At 64.0% G+C, this 18,032-nt stretch carries 15 protein-coding genes; 7 read left to right on the top strand and 8 right to left on the bottom strand.

The window, feature by feature from the left end:
* Nucleotides 1-63 precede the first annotated feature (63 nt).
* Complete coding sequence (locus ACT53S_RS05190) at nt 64-969, top strand: AraC family transcriptional regulator (protein WP_476066166.1); 906 nt, start codon at nt 64-66, stop codon at nt 967-969.
* Between the two features lie 21 nt (nt 970-990).
* Here the strand turns inward: ACT53S_RS05190 and ACT53S_RS05185 are convergent, their stop codons facing one another.
* Nucleotides 991-1,908, bottom strand: coding sequence for a helix-turn-helix transcriptional regulator (locus ACT53S_RS05185; protein ID WP_476066165.1), 918 nt, complete (start codon nt 1,906-1,908; stop codon nt 991-993).
* 98 nt (nt 1,909-2,006) lie between these two features.
* Here ACT53S_RS05185 and ACT53S_RS05180 point away from each other — a divergent pair, with 98 nt between their 5' ends.
* The 3 genes from ACT53S_RS05180 (at nt 2,007) to ACT53S_RS05170 (ending at nt 3,804) form a co-directional block, all read left to right on the top strand.
* A complete protein-coding gene (locus tag ACT53S_RS05180; protein ID WP_476066164.1) occupies nt 2,007-2,756 on the top strand; it encodes an SDR family oxidoreductase in 750 nt (249 codons plus the stop codon).
* 141 nt (nt 2,757-2,897) lie between these two features.
* A complete protein-coding gene (locus ACT53S_RS05175; protein ID WP_476066163.1) occupies nt 2,898-3,350 on the top strand; it encodes a MarR family winged helix-turn-helix transcriptional regulator in 453 nt (150 codons plus the stop codon).
* Nucleotides 3,351-3,402: 52 nt separating this feature from the next.
* Nucleotides 3,403-3,804 (top strand): DUF1398 domain-containing protein, encoded by a 402-nt coding sequence (locus ACT53S_RS05170; protein ID WP_476066162.1) that lies wholly within the window; start codon nt 3,403-3,405, stop codon nt 3,802-3,804.
* Between the two features lie 18 nt (nt 3,805-3,822).
* Here the strand turns inward: ACT53S_RS05170 and ACT53S_RS05165 are convergent, their stop codons facing one another.
* From ACT53S_RS05165 to ppdK, 4 genes are all read right to left on the bottom strand, one after another.
* A complete protein-coding gene (locus tag ACT53S_RS05165; RefSeq protein ID WP_476066161.1) occupies nt 3,823-4,683 on the bottom strand; it encodes a sigma-70 family RNA polymerase sigma factor in 861 nt (286 codons plus the stop codon).
* Nucleotides 4,683-5,150 (bottom strand): carboxymuconolactone decarboxylase family protein, encoded by a 468-nt coding sequence (locus tag ACT53S_RS05160; protein ID WP_476066160.1) that lies wholly within the window; start codon nt 5,148-5,150, stop codon nt 4,683-4,685. The genes ACT53S_RS05165 and ACT53S_RS05160 overlap by 1 nt, the downstream gene beginning before the upstream one ends.
* Before the next feature lie 97 nt (nt 5,151-5,247).
* Nucleotides 5,248-5,508 (bottom strand): addiction module antidote protein, encoded by a 261-nt coding sequence (locus tag ACT53S_RS05155; RefSeq protein WP_476066159.1) that lies wholly within the window; start codon nt 5,506-5,508, stop codon nt 5,248-5,250.
* Nucleotides 5,509-5,512: 4 nt separating this feature from the next.
* Nucleotides 5,513-8,179, bottom strand: a complete 2,667-nt coding sequence (gene ppdK / locus ACT53S_RS05150; protein WP_476066158.1) for a pyruvate, phosphate dikinase — start codon at nt 8,177-8,179, stop codon at nt 5,513-5,515.
* A 354-nt stretch (nt 8,180-8,533) separates the two neighbouring features.
* Here ppdK and ACT53S_RS05145 point away from each other — a divergent pair, with 354 nt between their 5' ends.
* Nucleotides 8,534-9,847, top strand: coding sequence for an enoyl ACP reductase FabMG family protein (locus ACT53S_RS05145; protein WP_476066642.1), 1,314 nt, complete (start codon nt 8,534-8,536; stop codon nt 9,845-9,847).
* A gap of 374 nt (nt 9,848-10,221) precedes the next feature.
* The gene (locus ACT53S_RS05140) at nt 10,222-11,391 is read left to right on the top strand and encodes an MFS transporter (RefSeq protein ID WP_476066157.1); all 1,170 of its coding nucleotides are present in this window, start codon (nt 10,222-10,224) and stop codon (nt 11,389-11,391) included.
* A gap of 9 nt (nt 11,392-11,400) precedes the next feature.
* Here ACT53S_RS05140 and ACT53S_RS05135 read toward each other — a convergent pair whose 3' ends face one another.
* The 3 genes from ACT53S_RS05135 to ACT53S_RS05125 form a co-directional block, all read right to left on the bottom strand.
* A complete protein-coding gene (locus ACT53S_RS05135; RefSeq protein ID WP_476066156.1) occupies nt 11,401-11,829 on the bottom strand; it encodes an Ivy family c-type lysozyme inhibitor in 429 nt (142 codons plus the stop codon).
* The gene (locus tag ACT53S_RS05130; RefSeq protein ID WP_476066155.1) at nt 11,826-15,290 is read right to left on the bottom strand and encodes a chromosome segregation SMC family protein; all 3,465 of its coding nucleotides are present in this window, start codon (nt 15,288-15,290) and stop codon (nt 11,826-11,828) included. Before ACT53S_RS05130 ends, ACT53S_RS05135 begins: the two co-directional genes overlap by 4 nt.
* 210 nt (nt 15,291-15,500) lie before the next feature.
* Nucleotides 15,501-16,238 (bottom strand): DsbA family protein, encoded by a 738-nt coding sequence (locus ACT53S_RS05125; RefSeq protein WP_476066154.1) that lies wholly within the window; start codon nt 16,236-16,238, stop codon nt 15,501-15,503.
* 380 nt (nt 16,239-16,618) lie between these two features.
* Between ACT53S_RS05125 and ACT53S_RS05120 the strand changes: the two genes are divergently transcribed.
* The gene (locus ACT53S_RS05120; protein WP_476066153.1) at nt 16,619-17,980 is read left to right on the top strand and encodes a tetratricopeptide repeat protein; all 1,362 of its coding nucleotides are present in this window, start codon (nt 16,619-16,621) and stop codon (nt 17,978-17,980) included.
* The last annotated feature ends 52 nt before the right edge of the window (nt 17,981-18,032 follow it).

The following is an 18,032-nucleotide window of genomic DNA, read 5'->3' as shown; positions in this document are numbered from 1 at the left end:
TTTAACCAAACTAGATTGGACTATCATCGATCATCAGTCCGTATTTAATTCGAGATAGTCCAGATGCGTGATCCACTCTCCGACATCATTGCGCTTTTGAAGCCGCGCGCCGTCTTCTCCAAAGGCATCACCGGCGCCGGCCGGTGGGCGGTCCGCTATCCGCCGTTCGGGCATCCGGGTTTCTGCGCCATCACAAAAGGGCGTTGCCGTCTGGCCGTCGATGGCGAGGCACCCATTATTCTCGAAGAAGGCGATTTCCTGCTCCTGCCGGCCACGCCCGCCTTCACCATGGGCAGCGTCGAGCTCGCGTCGCCCACGGCGATCGACCCGCAGACCCTGCTTGCAGCACCCGATGGCGAAAAACGGCACGGCCGGCCGGACGGCGAGCCGGACATGCGCCAGGCGGGCGGCTATTTCTCCTTCGATGCGCCCGATGCCTCGCTGTTCGTGTCACTTCTGCCGCGCATGATCCATGTGCGGGGGGCCGCGCGACTGACCCAATTCGTGCACCTGCTTGGGGACGAAGCGACACGCGCCGATGTCGGGCGTGATCTCATCCTGGAACGGCTTGCGGAAATCCTGCTGATCGAGGCGCTGCGCAGCGCGCCGGCCGAACATGGCCCGCCCGGACTGCTGCGCGGCCTGGCAGATGCCCGCATCGCGCAGGCGCTGCAGCAGATGCATGCGGAAGTCGATCGGCCCTGGACGGTGGAGGCGCTGGCGCAGCACGCGGCGATGTCACGCTCGGCCTTCTTCGATCGTTTCCAGCAGACGGTCGGCATGCGCCCGATGGAATATCTGACGACGTGGCGCATGGCGCTGGCAAAGGACTTGCTGCGGCGCCAGGAGCTTAGTCTGGATGCGGTGGCCGAGAAGATCGGCTATGGTTCGGCCAGCACGTTCAGCACTGCGTTCAGCCGGCATGTGGGCGTGCCGCCGGGGCGATTTGCCCGAACGGCAGCGGCCTGAAGTCGAGTGAGACGGACGGTGTCACACGGCGATGGCGCCCGCCTGTTCCCGCTCCTCACCGGCGAGGAAACGCGAGGGCGGCACACCGACAAAGCGGGTGAAGGCCGTGGAAAAGGCGCTGGCCGAGCCATAGCCGATGCGTTCGGCGATCTCCTGCATGCCGAGAGCCCTTCCGCGTAGATGGTCCTTGGCGAGCGCCATGCGCCAGGCGAGCAGATATTCCATCGGCGGCAGGCCGACGGCGGCGCGGAAGCGCTTGAAGAAGGCGGAGCGGGAGAGAGCCGCTTCCTGAGCCAGGCTTTCGATCGTCCAGTCGCGAGCGGGATCGGCATGCAGACGACGCAGGCTTGCCGCCAGACGTTCGTCGGCAAGACCGCGCAGGATGCCGGTTGGGGCGTTTTCGCTCGGCACGACGCGGAGCGCTTCGAGCAGGATCACATCGAGCAGGCGGGCGAGAACCATATCGCGGGCCGGACGCGCCGCGCGGATCTCGTCTGTCAGCAGGCCGACCAGGGTCGAGAGGCGTTCGGCGCCGCGCACATGCAGAAGGCTTGGCAGGAGCGAGACCAGAAGATGGGCATCGGGTGAGCCGAAATAGAAATGTCCCACCAGCAGGCGGGCATTGGCTGGCGCTTCGAGAGCGCCATGGCAGACTTCGCCGGGCGCGACCGGGATGTCTGTAGCGATGCTTCCCCTCTCCGGTAGCCCCAGTACATGAAAATCGAAAAGGGCGGGTACGAGCACGAAATCCCCGGCCACTATCTCCATCGGCGGCAGACTGCCGACGGTGAGACGGGCGGCGCCATCCAGCACGACGCAGTAGAAGGGCTCGCCGGTCAATTCGCGCGAGACCTGCCAGGCGCCGAAGCCGCGGGCAATCTTGCCATGCCCCGCGCGCGGGCGCAGCAGCGAGACGATTTCGGCCAAGGGATCGCTCAAACGACACTCCTGATAAAGAATGGGACACTCTACATGATAGATGATTTCTCGGCGCCCGGATAGCCTGTGATCAGTTCAACAGATAGGAGATCTCGACCATGAACAGCATCCTGATTACCGGCGCTTCGGCCGGCTTTGGCCTTGCCACGGCCAACCTTTTCCTCGAGCGCGGCTGGCGGGTGATCGCCGGCATGCGGACCCCACGCACCGATCTTCTTCCGGCCTCGGACCGACTTCAGGTGGTGGCCCTCGATGTCACCGATCCCCAGAGCATCCAGGCGGCCGTCGAACAGGCCGGGGCAATCGACGTGCTGGTCAACAATGCCGGCATCGGCTGGATGAATGCGGTGGAGGGCACGAGCGGCGAGACGGCGCGCGGGCTGTTCGAGACCAACATGTTCGGACCCATGGCCCTGATGCAGGCTGTGCTGCCGCAGATGCGGGCACGGCGTTCGGGCGTGATCGTCAATGTGTCCTCCAGCGTGACGCTGAAGCCGCTGCCGCTGCTTTCGGCCTATACCGCGAGCAAGGCGGCGCTCAATGCGCTGACGGAGGTTTCGGCACTTGAGCTTGCAGCCTTCGACATCCGGGTTCGCATCGTGTTGCCCGGCCGCGCCCCGACCACGGGATTCGGCGATACGGCCCGCGCCAAGATCCAGGCGCAGGGCGGTTTTCCGGAGCCCTATCTGCCGGTGGTGAAGGCGGTGATGGACGCCTGGGCGAGCGAGAGCGAGGCTGAGGTCACGCAGGCAATCGACGTAGCGGAAGCCGTGTGGCAGGCGGCGACCGACCCGGCTTCGCCACTGCGTATCCCGGCCGGTGCGGATGCCTTGGCGCTCGCGGGCTGAGACCTGGCTATGGCGGGAGGAGGTGAGAGATCGTCTCCCCCTGCCCCGCCTCATCTGTAGAAGAACAAACATGTGGCACCAAACTGATTGACTAGGAAACCATATTGATTTAGTTTCCTAGTCAATCAAATGGAGCGCCTCATGTCGTTACCCTCGGAACTGAGCGCCCACCGGGGCTACTGGCTGCGCATGGTGTCGAATGCCGTGTCCCAGGCGTTTGCCCGCAAGCTTGCCGCAGAAGATGTGACGGTGGCGGAGTGGGTATTGATGCGGTCTCTGCACGGCTCTGCCGAGACGACGCCGTCGAGCCTTGCCGACCAGATGGGCATGACGCGCGGCGCGATCACCAAGCTCGCCGATCGGCTGATGGCGAAGGGGCTGGTTGCGCGCAAGGCGCATGAGGAGGACAAACGGGCGCATTATCTCTTCCTGACCGAAGAGGGTGCGGCCCGCGTGCCGAAACTCGCGGACCTTGCAGACCAGAACGACGCCGCCTTCTTCGGCGTTCTCGGGGCCGATGATCTCGCCGCCCTCGACCGGCTACTGCGGCTGCTCGTGGAGCGGCATGGCCTCCGAGACATTCCAGTGGACTGACTGTCCGGCATCGCCCCAACCAAATATCCGACCCAAGAAGAGGAGACCCGCCATGGACGCGGAACGCATTTCCATTGCCGAAACCTGCCTGAAAGCCGCCCATGACGGGAGCCTGAGCTTTCCCGAGATCGTCGGCCGGCTGATCGCCGCCGGCTTTGAAGGATATACAGTCGACTACCGCCGCAACGAGCAGACCTATTACTTGCCCGACGGTGACAGCGTGCAGCTTGCGATGCCGGCGCATGATGGCCCGATCTGCGCTGACTTCGACGCCAACGAGATCGAGCGGCTGGTGCGCTGGGCGCAATCGGGAGCGGCCGAGTACAGCTACCACGACTTCAGCCGACAGGCCCAGGCGGCGGGCTGTGCGGGGTATTTGGTATCGTTTCTCGGGCGGCGCGTGGTCTATTTCGGACGCACGGCCGAGACGCATGTGGAGCTCTTTCCACGGTAACGGAGGACATGCCTCCCCTTAGTGGAGGTGCCTGAGCTTGTCGGGGTTGCGCATGACATAGATGGCTGTGATGGCTCCGTCTTCGATCTGCAACGCCGTCGTCTGCAACTCTCCGTCCGCCTCCTGCGTGAGGAAACCCGGCAGGCCGTTGACCAGGCCGACGCGCAGGAGTTCGGACCCCTGCGGCCAGATCTTTTCCGCGAGATAGGTGTGGACCTTCATGACGGCGGCATGGCCGAGGATCGGGGCGATCGCAGCCGGCCGCTTACCGCCGCCATCGGAATGCAGGCCGACATCGGCCGCGAGCATGGCGGAAAGCGCCGTCATGTCGCCGCTGCGCGACGCCTTGAAGAAGGCCTCGGCAATTTCGAGCCCCTGCCTCGGGTCAACGACATACCGCGTGCGGGTCTCACGGACATTCCGGCGAGCCCGTGCCGCGAGCTGCCGGCAGGCCGCGACATCGCGATCCAGCGTCACCGCGATTTCCTCGAAGGGCTGGCCGAAGACATCGTGGAGCAGCAGGGCCGCCCGCTCCAGCGGCGACAGCCGCTCCAGCGCCAGCATCAGCGGCAGGGTGACGTCCTCCGCCTCGTCCTCGTCCTCCACCACAGGCTCCGGCAGCCAGGGGCCGATATAGGTCTCGCGCTGGTGGCGGGCCGATTTCAACTGGTCGAGGCAAAGCCTTGTGACGACGCGGCGGAGAAAGGCTTCCGGCTCGCGGATCTCTTGGCGGTCGGCCCTCATCCAGCGGATGAAGGCCTCCTGCAGCATGTCTTCGGCATCCGTGACCGAGCCCAGCATGCGATAGGCAAGCCGCATCAGCTTTCGCCTCAGGGGATCGAAACTCGCTGCCGCATCTGTGGGCTCGGAGGTCTGCATCAGGCGGCTACTCCCTGAGCCTGGGTCGCCGGGGTTTCGATCCAGAGATCGAAGCCGACGGCGAGCCGGTTCCAGCCGTTGATGACATTGATCATCAGCGTCAGCTTCACCTGCTCTTCCTGGGTAAAGGCCGCCTCCAGCGCCTGCCGGGCGGCGAGATGCACATGGCCTTCGGATAGTCTCGTCAGCGCTTCCGTCCAGCCGAGAGCGGCGCGCTCGCGCTCCGTATAGCAGGGCGCCTCGCGCCAGGCGACCAGGAGATGGATGCGCTGCTCCGTCTCGCCCCTGGCGCGGGCTTCGGCCGTGTGCATGTTCAGGCAATTGGCGCAGGCATTGATCTGGGACGAACGGATCTTGACGAGTTCGACAAGGCTCGGCTCAAGGCTGCCGGCCACATCGACGGACACCGCCATCCACTTCTTCATCAGCGCAGGCGCGGCGGCAAAGGGATCAAGTCTAGCAGTCATGACATCGTTTCCTTCTGTTGGGTACGACATCATGACGAGCGGGGGATGGTCAATGTGACATGGGGCGGGGATATTTTGTTGGCGGCAGTCTTCCGGCTCAGGAAAGAACATCCGCCGTCAGCGAAATCCCCAGCGCCTTCATCACCGCAAGCGTGGTCTTGAGCGTCGGATTGCCCTCGTTCGAGAGCTCATCCACCTCGGCAACTCCGGCCATTCCTTTAGCCCGGGCGACGACACCGAGTGCATGTGCGATGTATGCGGCATCATCGGTCCCCAGCGCTTCGTTGACGAAGACCGCGATGGCTTCCGGTGAAGTGAGGTCTTCGGCTGGATCGTAGTCAGAAACAATCTCAGCCATCCCCTCACCCTCTTCCCTTGATCGCCGCCTGGGCCGCCGACAGCCTTGCAATCGGCACGCGGAACGGCGAGCAGGACACATAATCCAGGCCGACATCCTCGCAGAAGTGGATTGAGGTGGGGTCGCCGCCGTGTTCGCCGCAGATGCCGAGTTTCATGTCGGGGCGGGTTTTGCGGCCGCGTTCGGCGGCGATGCGGATGAGTTCGCCGACGCCGTCGAAATCGAGCGACACGAAGGGATCCTGCACGATGATTCCCTTCTTCTGATAGGTCGGGATGAAGCGGGCGGCGTCGTCGCGGGACATGCCGAAGGTGGTCTGGGTCAGGTCGTTGGTGCCGAAGGAGAAGAATTCGGCGGCCTCCGCGATGATATGGGCGCGGATCGCGGCGCGCGGCAGCTCGATCATCGTGCCGACGAGATAGGAGATCTCGAGCTTCGCCTCGCCCATGACTTCGGCTGCGACACGGTCGATCACGCCCTTGACGTAATCGAGCTCCGAGCGCAGGCCGACCAGCGGGACCATGATTTCCGGCACGACGGCAGCACCCGTTTCGCGGGCAGCGCTGACTGCCGCCTCGAAGATGGCGCGGGCCTGCATTTCGGCGATTTCGGGATAGGAGATGGCGAGCCGGCAACCGCGATGGCCGAGCATCGGGTTGAACTCGTGCAGCGCGTCGATGCGGCGGCGCATGAAGCCGGGTTCGAGGCCCATGGCATTGGCCACTTCCTCGATCTCCTCGTCGGACTTCGGCAGGAATTCATGCAGCGGCGGGTCGAGCATGCGGATCGTCACCGGCAGGCCATGCATGATGGTGAAGAGCTCGGTGAAGTCGGAGCGCTGCATGGGGAGAAGCTTGTCCAGCGCCACGCGGCGGCCGGCCTCGTCTTCGGCGAGGATCATTTCGCGCATGACATGGATACGGTCGCCCTCAAAGAACATGTGTTCGGTGCGGCAGAGACCGATGCCTTCGGCGCCGAAGGAGCGGGCGGCGCGGGCATCGCCCGGCGTGTCCGCATTGGTGCGCACCGTCATGCGGCGGGTGCGGTCCGCCCATTCCATCAGCTTGGCGAAATCGCCCGAGAGTTCCGGCTGCAGCATGGGCACTTCGCCCTTCAGCACCTGGCCGGAGGAGCCATCGATGGTAACGATGTCGCCTTTGGTGAGGGTCACCCCCATGCCGATGAGCTTTTCGTTGCGCAGGTCGACGCGCATGGTGCCGGCACCGGCCACACAGGGGATGCCCATGCCACGGGCAACGACGGCGGCGTGGCTGGTCATGCCGCCACGGGTGGTCAGGATGCCTTCGGCGGCATGCATGCCGTGAATGTCTTCGGGGCTGGTTTCGACACGCACCAGGATGACCTTGCGTCCTTCGCTTTCAGCCTCGACCGCCTCTTCGGCGGTGAAGACGATGGCACCGGTCGCCGCCCCAGGCGAAGCGGGAAGGCCCGAGCCTATGACATGGCGGGTGACGCGTGGATCGATGGTTGGGTGCAAGAGCTGGTCGAGCGAGGAGGGTTCGATGCGCAGCACCGCTTCCTCTTCCGTGATCAGGCCCTCGGAGACCATGTCGACGGCGATCTTCATTGCGGCCTTGGTGGTGCGCTTGCCGGAACGGGCCTGGAGCATCCAGAGCTTGCCACGCTCGATGGTGAATTCGAGATCCTGCATGTCGCGGTAATGCGCTTCGAGCCGGTCGCAGATCGCCTGGAATTCGGCGAAGGCCTCCGGCATCAGCTTTTCCAGCGAGGGCTTGTCGGAACCACTGTCGATGCGGGCGGCCTCGGTGATCGATTGCGGCGTGCGAATGCCGGCGACGACGTCCTCGCCTTGCGCATTCACCAGGAATTCGCCGTAGAGCTCCTTCGCGCCCGTCGAAGGATTGCGGGTGAAGGCGACGCCGGTGGCCGAAGTCGAGCCGAGATTGCCGAAGACCATAGTCTGAACGGTGACGGCCGTTCCCCAGTCCTCGGGGATCGAATGCAGCATGCGATAGGTCTTCGCGCGCGGGTTCATCCAGCTGGAGAAGACGGCACCGATCGCGCCCCAGAGCTGGACATGCGGATCCTGCGGGAAAGGCTGGCCGAGATCGTGCTCGAGCAGCTCCTTGTAGAGTTTCACCACATGCTGCCATTCGACGGCGGAGAGGTCGGTGTCGAGTTCGTGGCCGAGGCGCGCCTTTTCGTCCTCCAGGATTTCCTCGAAGATCTCGTGGTCGAGGCCCATCACGACATCGCCATACATCTGGATGAAGCGGCGGTAGCTGTCCCAGGCGAAGCGGGCGTCGCCGGAGTGGTGAGCCAGCGCCTCGACGGTGTGGTCGTTCAGGCCGAGATTGAGGACCGTGTCCATCATGCCGGGCATGGATGTGCGCGCGCCGGAGCGGACGGAGAGGAGAAGCGGATGGCTGATGTCGCCGAAGGTGCGTCCGGTGGCAGCTTCGACGCCCTCGATGCCGGCGAGAACCTGAGCCTTCAGGTCGTCGGGCAGCAGTTTGCCGCTCTGATAATAGATGCCGCAGGCATCCGACACGATCGTGAGGCCGGGCGGAACCGGCAGGCCGAGCGCCGCCATTTCGGCGAGGTTGGCCCCCTTCCCTCCCAGCTGATCGATCTCGGTCCTACTCCCCTCGGCCGTTCCTCCGCCGAAGGTGTAAACCCACTTGCGCATCGCCCTCTCCACCCAAACAGGCTTTGTTTTCCACCGTTTATAGCAAATGTGACGGATTGGAAACGTCACCTCGTCAAGTTTATGCTGCAATGCATCATAATTGCGGCAGTCGATGCGAACCGCAGCCCAGGATGCTGCGGGATGGCAGGAAAAGGCACCAGCGGATGGGCGGAAACACGCCTGGGAAACGCCAGCCGCCTGCCCCGGAGCGTCTCCCAATTGTTACGGCTCATCACGCAATGCGATAAACGGTCACTTAAAATGACCGAAGAAATCGCTTCAGGATGATGCACTGCGGCCGAGACTTTGGTAGTGGGCATGCACGAGTATTGTAATCCGGAATCGAAAATGACCCTGAAAAGCCCGGTGCCCCTGACGCAGATCCCGCACAACAACCTGTATCGCAAGGGCGACGTCTTCGTTCTATTTGGTGAATTGTTCGGTCGAGGTTATGTCACGGGCCTGCTGGACCAGGCCAAGAAGGCCGGCATGGAGATCATCGGAATCACCGTTGGTCGCCGCGACGAGAACAACAAGCTGCGCCCGCTGAATGCCGAAGAGCTTGCCCAGGCGGAAGCCAATCTCGGCGGCCGGATCATCAACATTCCCGCCATGGCCGGTTTCGATCTCGATGCGCCCGAAGGCGAACCGACGCCGACCGACCTGCTTTCGGCCCTGACGCTGGAAAACTGGGAAACGGAAAAACTCGACTGGGCGCATATCGAAAAGTGCCGCCAGGTTGGCGTTGAGCGCTTCCAGAAAGCCGTTTCCGACATCATGGCCGAACTGGAAGGCATGATTGCCGACGGCAAGAACGTTCATTTCGCGCACACCATGGCCGGCGGCATTCCCAAGGCCAAGGTTTTCCTCGTGATCGCCAACCGCATCTACAAGGGCCGTGGTGCGCGGCACATGTCCTCGCAGGTTCTGCTCGACAGCGATCTCGGCAAGCTCATCCTGCAGAATTTCGACGAAGTCTCGGCCAATACCTTCCGCCACCTGATCGAAGGCAGTGCCACGATCCGCGCCCGCATCGAAAAGAGCGGCGGCCAGGTTCGTTACTCGGCCTATGGCTATCATGGCACGGGCATTCTGATCGGTGACGAATATCGCTGGCAGACCTATACGAACTACACCCAGGGCTATGCGAAGATGAAGCTCGAGGCGATTGCCGAAGAGGCTTTTGCTTCGGGGATCAAGGCGACCGTGTTCAACTGCCCTGAGATCCGGACCAATTCGTCCGACGTCTTTGCCGGCATCGAACTGCCGCTCCTGCCCCTCCTGAAGGCGCTGAAGAAGGAAAACCCGGGCGCCCGCGCCGAGAAGATCTGGGCCGATTGCCAGGCGCTTCTGGTCGATGGTGCGACGATCGACGAGGTTCTGCAGAAGATCGCCGACTTCCAGGTGAGCGCGGTCATGGAGCCGTTCTACGACTTCAACAAGTGGCCGATGCCCAACAGCCAGGGCCAGTCGGACATCACCATCGGCACCTCGACCGAAATCGCCCAGATGCACAAGGACGCCAAGGCTCTGATCTCGGACTATCTGAGCGTGCTCGTGGTCGAGGCGACCGGCGCGCTGATTTTTGGCGAGGTGGCGAACCCGTCGGCGCCGGTGCTGTGGCTGAACCACGATGTGGTGGCGCGGCAGATCAATGCGGCGGGCTGAGGCGAGCGAATAGCGAATGGGCAGTCGCCAATAGACGGATGCCGGGAGCTTGCTTCCGGCGTTTTCTTTTTTCACGCCCCCCTTCGTCATCCTCGGGCTTGTCCCGAGGATCTACTGCTGCGGCCATGTGCGCGACGTTTATGGCCTTTCCCTTAGGCGTCGCATTCTTGGCCACCCTCGGCAGATCCTCGGCACAAGGCCGAGGATGACGGCGCGTCTGGGGCATGTCTCGTGGCCGCCGGATGGCTCGGCGCTCAGCGCCACCCCTTAAGTCCTTTTCCGGGGGCGAACCGATCGGCGTCTCGCATCACTGGACTTGGTCGAGGAATGCTGGCACCTCGGTGCCCGGTTGTCTGACAAATCGAGTCGTCCTGATGCATCTCCCCCCGCAGTTTCGCGTCTATATCGCCTTCTTCCTGTTCGCCATGTCGACGGGATCGCTGTTTTCGCGGCTGCCGGACCTGCAGATGCAGCTTGGCGTCAACAAGGCCGAACTCGGGATGACGCTGATCGGAATGGCGATCGGGTCTTTGATTTCGCTCACCTTCTCCTCGCCGCTCATTGTCCGGCTCGGCACGCGCACGACGCTCGCCATCTCGCTGCTCGGCGTGATGGCACTGCTGTCGACCATTCCGCTTCTGCCGAATGCGCCCTTTGTCTTCGCAACACTCTTCGTCATGGGGCTTTTGGCCGGAGCGCTGGAAATCTGTCTCAATGTCGAGATCGGACGGATCGAGGCGCAGATCGGCTTCGGCATCATGAACCGGGCGCATGGCTGCTGGAGCCTCGGCTTCTTCGTCACGGCAGTCACCGCCTCGCTGGTGCGTCAGGCGGAGATCAGCATGCAGACGCATATGCACGTGCTGCTCGGTCTGATGTTCGTGATCGGCGCAGTGACGGTTGCCGGCATGAAGAATGCACCGCATCTGCCAAATGCCGCCGCAACGCAAGACCAGCCGCATTTCGCCCTGCCGACGCTCGGACTTCTGCCGCTCTGCATCATCGGCACCTCGGCCTTCCTGATCGAGGGGGCCGGCATCGACTGGTCGACCATCTACATGAACGAAGTCTTCGACGTCTCGCCTTTCATTTCCGGCTCGGGACTGACGCTGTTTGCCTTCTTCATGGCGCTCGCCCGTCTGACGGTCGATCCGGTTGTCGACCGACATGGTGCGCGGCTCGTCGGGCGCGTGCTGCTGACGGTCGCCGCCCTTGGCATCGCATTGGCGTGGCTCGCGCCTCATCCTTACGTGGCGCTGCTCGGCTTCGCGCTGATGGGCGCCGGCTGCAGCGCGGTCTATCCGATGGCCGTGACGGCCGCTGCCATGCGCACGGATCGGCCTGCCGTGGTCAATGTCGCAGCGATCGCCCAGATGGCTTTCGTCGTCTTCTTCCTCGGCCCTCCGCTCCTCGGCTTCGTGGCGGAGACGTTCGGCATCCGCGACGCCTATCTCGTCTGCCTGCCGCTCATTCTGGGGTCTATCTTCGCCAGCTCAGCGCTGCCGGTCAGGGTGGACAATGCCGCACGTGATGCTGCGGCCTGAGCAAACTCGTTAGTCCGCGAGTGCCGCCAGTTCGTCCGGCGTCGGGTTGCCGAAGAACTTGACGCCGAATTCGGCGTCCGAGACCTTCAGAACGGCATGTTTTCCATCGGCTGAGAAGATCGCCACGATCCGGCTCGCCTCACAGCGACCAGCCTCGCAGGCGCGAAAAAGCTGGCGCCGTTCGCCGGAGATCCGCACCTCCTCGGAAGCGAGCGCGACGTAACGCGGCTGGCGCACCAGAGCCCTGACCCAAAAGGGCAACCCCGGCTTGCCCTTGATCATCGCCATGAGGCTATCGCGATGGGCCGCCGAGGATGCGAGAACCTTGGGCAGGAAGTTGCCGGAGAGAGAGGTATCGGGAAGACCGGCGGTTACATCCTGGGCGGCGACGGGACCGATCAGGAAAACCATCAGCACTGTCAGCAGGAAATCCCTCACACCAGGTCCCTTTCGCGCAGCGCCTCCGCCGTCTGCAGGTCGACGGATACGAGTTGGGATACGCCCTGCTCGGCCATGGTGACGCCGAAGAGGCGGTTCATGCGGGCCATGGTGATGGGGTTGTGGGTGATGATGACGAAGCGGGTCTCGGTGGAGGCGGCCATTTCGTCCATCAGGTTGCAGTAGCGCTCGACATTGTGGTCGTCGAGCGGCGCGTCCACCTCATCCAGCACGCAGATCGGAGCGGGGTTGGTGAGGAACACCGCGAAGATCAGCGCCATGGCGGTCAGCGCCTGTTCGCCACCGGAGAGCAGCGTCATGGTCTGCGGCTTCTTGCCCGGCGGGCGGGCGAGGATTTCGAGGCCGGCTTCGAGCGGGTCGTCGCTTTCGATCAGCTGCAGTTCGGCCGTGCCGCCGTTGAACAGGTGGGTGAAGAGACGCTGGAACTGGGCGTTGACCACGTCGAAAGCGGCGATCAGGCGTTCGCGGCCTTCGCGGTTGAGGCTCTGGATCGCGCCACGCAGCTTGCGGATGGCATCGATGATGTCGTCGCGCTCCTTGATGAGCGCCGCGAGCTTTTCCGACAGTTCCTTCTGTTCCTCCTCGGCGCGCAGGTTGACGGCGCCAAGGCGCTCGCGCTCCATCTTGAGCCGGTCGACATTGCGCTCGACTTCGCGCAGGTCGCCGATCTGCGAGGGGTCCTTCAGGCCCGTCAGGCGGAAGGCCTCGTGCGGGGGCACGTTGAGGGCTTCGGCGATGCGCGTTTCGGCATCGATGCGCCATTCCTTGGCGGAGACAAGACGCTCTTCGGCGCGGCCGCGCTTTTCCCGGCTTTCTGCAAGTTCGGCGAGTGCCGCAGCGGCCTTCTGGTCGGCTTCACGCTGGCGGGTCTCGGCTTCGACCAGACGGTCCGCTGCCTCGCGGCGATCCTTCTCGGCCTTGTCGAGCGCGGTCATCAGGTTGCGGCGCTTGTCCTCGAATTCATCGGGCGCCATTTCGAGATCGGTGATTTCTTCGCGGGCCTCGGCCTCGCGCTCGCGGAGCGTCGCGATGTGTTCTTCGGCGGATTTGGCGCGGTTCTGCCAGTTCTGCTTTTCCTGGCGGATCGAGAGAATGCGTCGGCGGCGCATCTCGTCTTCGCGGGCAAGACCTTCGAACCGGGCGCGGGCTTCGGCGAGCAGGCCACGGTCGCGCGCAACCACAGCTTCGGCGTCCCGCAGGCGGACGTCGAGGGCGGAGAGGTCGGGCGTCTCCTCCATCTCGATGCGGGCGGTTTCTTCCTGCTCGACGATCTCCTCGATCTGGGCCTTCAGGCCATGGACAGCTTCCTCGATCACTTCGCGGCGGCGGATGAGATCGCCCGAGGCGCGTTCGGCCTGAGCCAGGGCATCGCGGGCTTCGGCGAGCGCACGCACCGTCAGACGGCTGCGGTCGCGGGCGTCCGTCAGGCGGGCTTCCTCAGCGCGGATGGCGTCGGCGGCTTCCGAAAGGCGATCCTCGGCCTCGACCATCTGGTCGCGGGCTTCCTCGGTCTCGATTTCGATTTCGGCAAGGCGGTTCTTCTGGGCCAGGCGGAGCGCTGCCGCACTCGGCGCATCCGCGCCGGTCACATGGCCGTCCCAACGGTAGACCGCACCATCACGGGTGACGAGGCGCTGGCCCGGCGCAAGGCTTGCCATCAGGCGCAGCGCATCCGCTTCTTCAACGACGCCGATCTGGCGCAATGCACGGGTGAGTGCTGCCGGTGCCCGGACATGGGCAATGAGCGGCTTTGCGCCTGATGGCAGGTCCGGATCCCCTGCCCCGTCGCCATTGCCATGCCAGTGAGCGGGGGCGGACTGGTCGAGCGCGCTGTCGAGATCATCACCCAGGGCGGCACCGAGCGCCGTCTCGTAGCCGCGATCGACGGAGAGTTCGTCGGCAACCGGCGGGAAATCGCCCGTGGTCGTGCTCGCCAGGATGCGCGCGATGGTGCGGGCTTCGGTCTCCAGGCCGTTGACGCGGGCACGCGCGGCTTCGAGCGGCTGGCGCAGATGGCTTTCGGTGCGGCGGGCTTCATTGAGCGCCGCCTCGGCTTCCATCGCCGCAGTTTCGGCGTCGGCAACGGCCTGCTCTGCGATCTCGACCATCTCGCGCTTCTCGTCCGGATCGGGCAGAGCGGCGATCCGGTCTGAAATCTCGGAGAGTTCGCGGGAGGCGTCGGAGACCTGGCGTTCGAGGCGCGCGCGGCGTTCGATCAGATCGCGGATAGCGCGTTCCAGCTGATTGCGACCGGCGGCTGCCTCGGCGCGCTCGGCGGTGAGCCGGGTGAAGTCGCGTTCGCCGTCGGCCAGCGTTGCGGCAGCGGCCTCGAAGGCTTCTTTTGCCTCTTCGCCGAAGCGGCCGGCATCGGCGAGGATTTCTTCGAGCTCCGCCTCTTCCTCGGCCAACCGCTGGATGACCTCGGCGTTTTCCGAGACGAGGCGCTCCTCGCGGCGGATGTCCTCATCGAGCTGGGCAAGACGGCGGGTGAGTTCGTCGCGACGGCGAAGGATGCGGCTGGCTTCCTCGTCGAGCTGGGAACGCGCGATCTGCAGGCGCTGCAGGGCTGCGGCTGCCTTCGCCTCCTCCTCGCGCAGTTCCGGCATCTTCAGGCTCGCCACCGCCTGGAGCTTGGCCGCCTCCATCTGGAAATTCGCCTTTTCGGCGACGATCGACATGGCCTGGTTGAGGGCGCTTTCCGCCTCGCCTTCGGCCTGCTTCGCCTGCGCCCAGCGGATGTGCAGGAGCATGGCCTCGTGCGCCCGGATATCGGCCGACAGCTGCTTGAAGCGGTTGGCCTGACGGGCCTGGCGCTTCAGGCTCTCGATCTGGCTTTCGAGCTGGGCTGTGATGTCCTCCAGCCGCTCGAGATTGGTCTCGGCGGCGCGCAGGCGCAGTTCGGCCTCGTGACGGCGGGAATGCAGGCCGGAAATGCCGGCGGCTTCTTCGAGCAATTGCCGGCGGGCCTGGGGCTTGGCCGCGATCAGTTCGCCGATGCGGCCCTGCCCCACCATGGACGGCGAGCGGGCGCCGGTCGAGGCATCGGCGAACAGAAGCTGCACATCCTTGGCGCGGGCTTCCTTGCCGTTGATGCGATAGACGGAGCCGGCGCCACGCTCGATGCGGCGGGTCACCTGGATTTCGTCGGCGTCGTTGAAGGCAGCCGGTGCCGTGCGGTCGGAATTGTCGAGATAGAGGCCGACTTCGGCGGTGTTGCGGGCGGGGCGGTTGCCGGAGCCGGAGAAGATGACGTCGTCCATGCCGGACGCGCGCATGTTCTTGTAGGAGTTTTCGCCCATCACCCAGCGGAGTGCCTCGACGAGGTTCGACTTGCCGCAGCCGTTCGGCCCGACGATGCCGGTCAGGCCGCGTTCGATGACGAATTCGGAGGGCTCGACGAAGGACTTGAAGCCGAGGAGCCGGAGGCGGTTGAATTTCATCGGCACAGCCTCCCCTTCGCCCCGCTTGCGGGGAGAAGGTGGCCCGAAGGGCCGGATGAGGGGCCGTATTCGCCGTGATGTAACACCGCACGCGATGACAGGGATTTGCTCCTCATCCGCCTACCGGCACCTTCTCCCCGTGAACGGGGAGAAGGACGAAAAACGGGCGCACGGGTCTCCCCGGCGCCCGTCGTCAGAACGGAACGTCGATCAGAGCAGGCTGTCGATGAGGGCCGACATGGAGTCAACCGACATGTCCCCCGAATAGGCCTTGCCATTGATCAGGAAGGTCGGCGTCGAGTTGACGCCGAATTCCTGTGCACCGCGATCGCGGATTGCCGTCACATCACCGGCAAGCTTCGCGTTCGTCAAGCAGGCGTCGAAGGTCTCCTGTGTAAAACCGCCGAGTTTCGACAGTTGCAGCATGGCGGCGCGGACATCGCCATCAGCCGGGGCTGCCCAAGCGCGCTGCTGCTTCAGGAACATGCCGACGAAGGGGAAGAACTTGTCTTCGGTCGTGCAACGGGCCAGCATGAAGGCGGCGAGAGATGCCGTGTCCTGCGGGAAAGGGAATTCGCGCAGCACGAAGTAAGCCTTGCCGCTGTCGACATACTTGGTCTTGATCGCGTCGAAGGTAGTTTCATGGAAATGGGCGCAATGTGGGCAGGTCATCGACATGTACTCGATGATCTTGACCGGCGCATTGGGATCGCCGAGCGCCATTTCCTTGAGCGGGCCCGGCTTCAGGGCGGCTTCCATGTCGACATCGCGATCGGACTTCGGCATTTCCGCCGAGGTGGTCGAGGCCGTGGTCTCGTTGCTGACCGCGGGCACCGGCTGTTCGGCACTGGCGGATTTTTCCTCGCTGCAGGCCGACAGGGCGGCGACGGCGCCGGCCATGGCGATACCGCTCAGCAGGCGGCGCTTGGTGATCGTGAGTTCAGACATCGACATCGGTCTCTTACCTGTTGGAATGACGGTTAATCCGGCACAACCGTTATAACGGCAGATTGCGGCAAACAAGGCGGGGGCCTCAGAGAAAAATCAAAGTTCCGTGACCTTTTCCTCGCTCCGGGCATCGTGTGCGAAGGCTGCCATACCGTGGATCTGCCGGTGCACCGCGCTGCCCCGCACTTGCCCTTGCTGCAGTGCGGCCTTACAGATATCGGCCTGATGGGCCTGCAGCGAGGAAGGCCCCAAACTTGGACGTTCCATACGCATTTCTTCGCTTCATAGTTCGGATCGACTTGCCGTAAATGCTTTTATTCCGGTCGTAGCCAAGAGTTGCATTGATGAATTGTTCTTCCAGAGGTTTTGAGAGGCTACTTTTGCGGACGATCCGTCTCGGCGGCCTTTTGGCGGCTTGTGCGCTTCTTCCCGCGGCCGATGCTTTCGCCCAATCCACGCAGAATGTCGTTCCCCGGACCGGCTCCCAGTCGCTCGAAACCATCGAAGCCGACCGCAAACGACTCTTCGCGCAGATGATGGAGCATCCCGACGACCTGGATACAGCCTTCCGTTATGCCGCGCTTTCCTCGCAGGCGGGCGACCTCGAAGGCGCCGTCTCGACGCTTGAGCGAATGCTGATCTATGCACCCGGACTGCCGCGCCTGCAGCTGGAACTTGGCGTGCTCTACTATCGCCTCGGCGCCTATGAGACGGCACGACAGTATTTCGAGGGGGCACAGTCGGCGGGCGACGTGCCGCCGGAGGTGAATGCCAAGGTGGAGGAATACCTGGCCGCCATCGACAAGCAGGCGGCGCCGACCTCGCTCACCGGCATGGTCCGGGCGGGTATCCGCTATCAAAGCAATGCCAATGCCGGGCCCGGCAATTCGACGGTGACCCTCAACGGCCTGCCCTACACGCTCGACGCCCTGACGGTGGCCGGAGAAGATTTCAACGGCTTCCTCACGAGTTCGGTGCGCTATCGCCACGAACTCGATGAACAGGGCATTGCCATCGAGGCCGGGCTTTCGGGCTATGCGGCCGGATACCGCGACCGCGAGGCCCTGAACACCGGGGCAGTCGAGGCTTTTGTCGGCCCCACGTTCGACCTTGCACGATTCGGGCTGGACGACCGTTCGCTCTCCGTCTTTCTTTTGACGAGCGGCGTGTTGATCGAGGGCGATCGCTATCTGGCCTCGATCGGCGCCTCCACCGCCTTCAACTGGCAGGTGACCCCGTCGGACGGTTTCGGCGCCCAGCTCGAGTATCGCTACGAAGACTACAACAACACGAAATCCCGCCAGAGCGCCGAGGATCAGACGGGCGACCGGTTTGACGGCCAACTCTCTTATTCGCGGCAGGTGACAGAGGACTTCAACCTTTCGGCCCGGCTGCTCGCAACCCGGCGCATTGCCGAAAGCGACTACCTCTCCTCGACGGAGCTGGGCCTTGGCATCGGCAGCGCCTGGCGCTTCGAGGCCCCGATCGGCGACGGGCCGGCCTGGGTTCTTGCCCTCGACGCCGGTGTCTCCCGGCGCAACTATGACGGTCCGGATGCCATGATCAACGCGGCGGAAAGCCAGCAGGATACCGAGTTCAGCCTCAATCTGAGGCAGATCGTGCCCTTTACGGAGCGCGTGGCGCTGGTGGCCGAGGCCGGCTATCGCAAGGTCTGGTCGAACTACGACATGAAGACCTTCGACAATGTCAGCCTGTCACTCGGGATCCAGTCGAGTTTCTAGTGTATCCGAGGCGATGCAAAATCGCCTGATGCCTGTACGCCATTGATGAACG

Source organism: Allorhizobium sp. DMC15, assembly GCF_056314065.1.
Note: the sequence above shows the minus strand (reverse complement) of the source record. Positions and strands in the feature narration are given on the sequence as shown.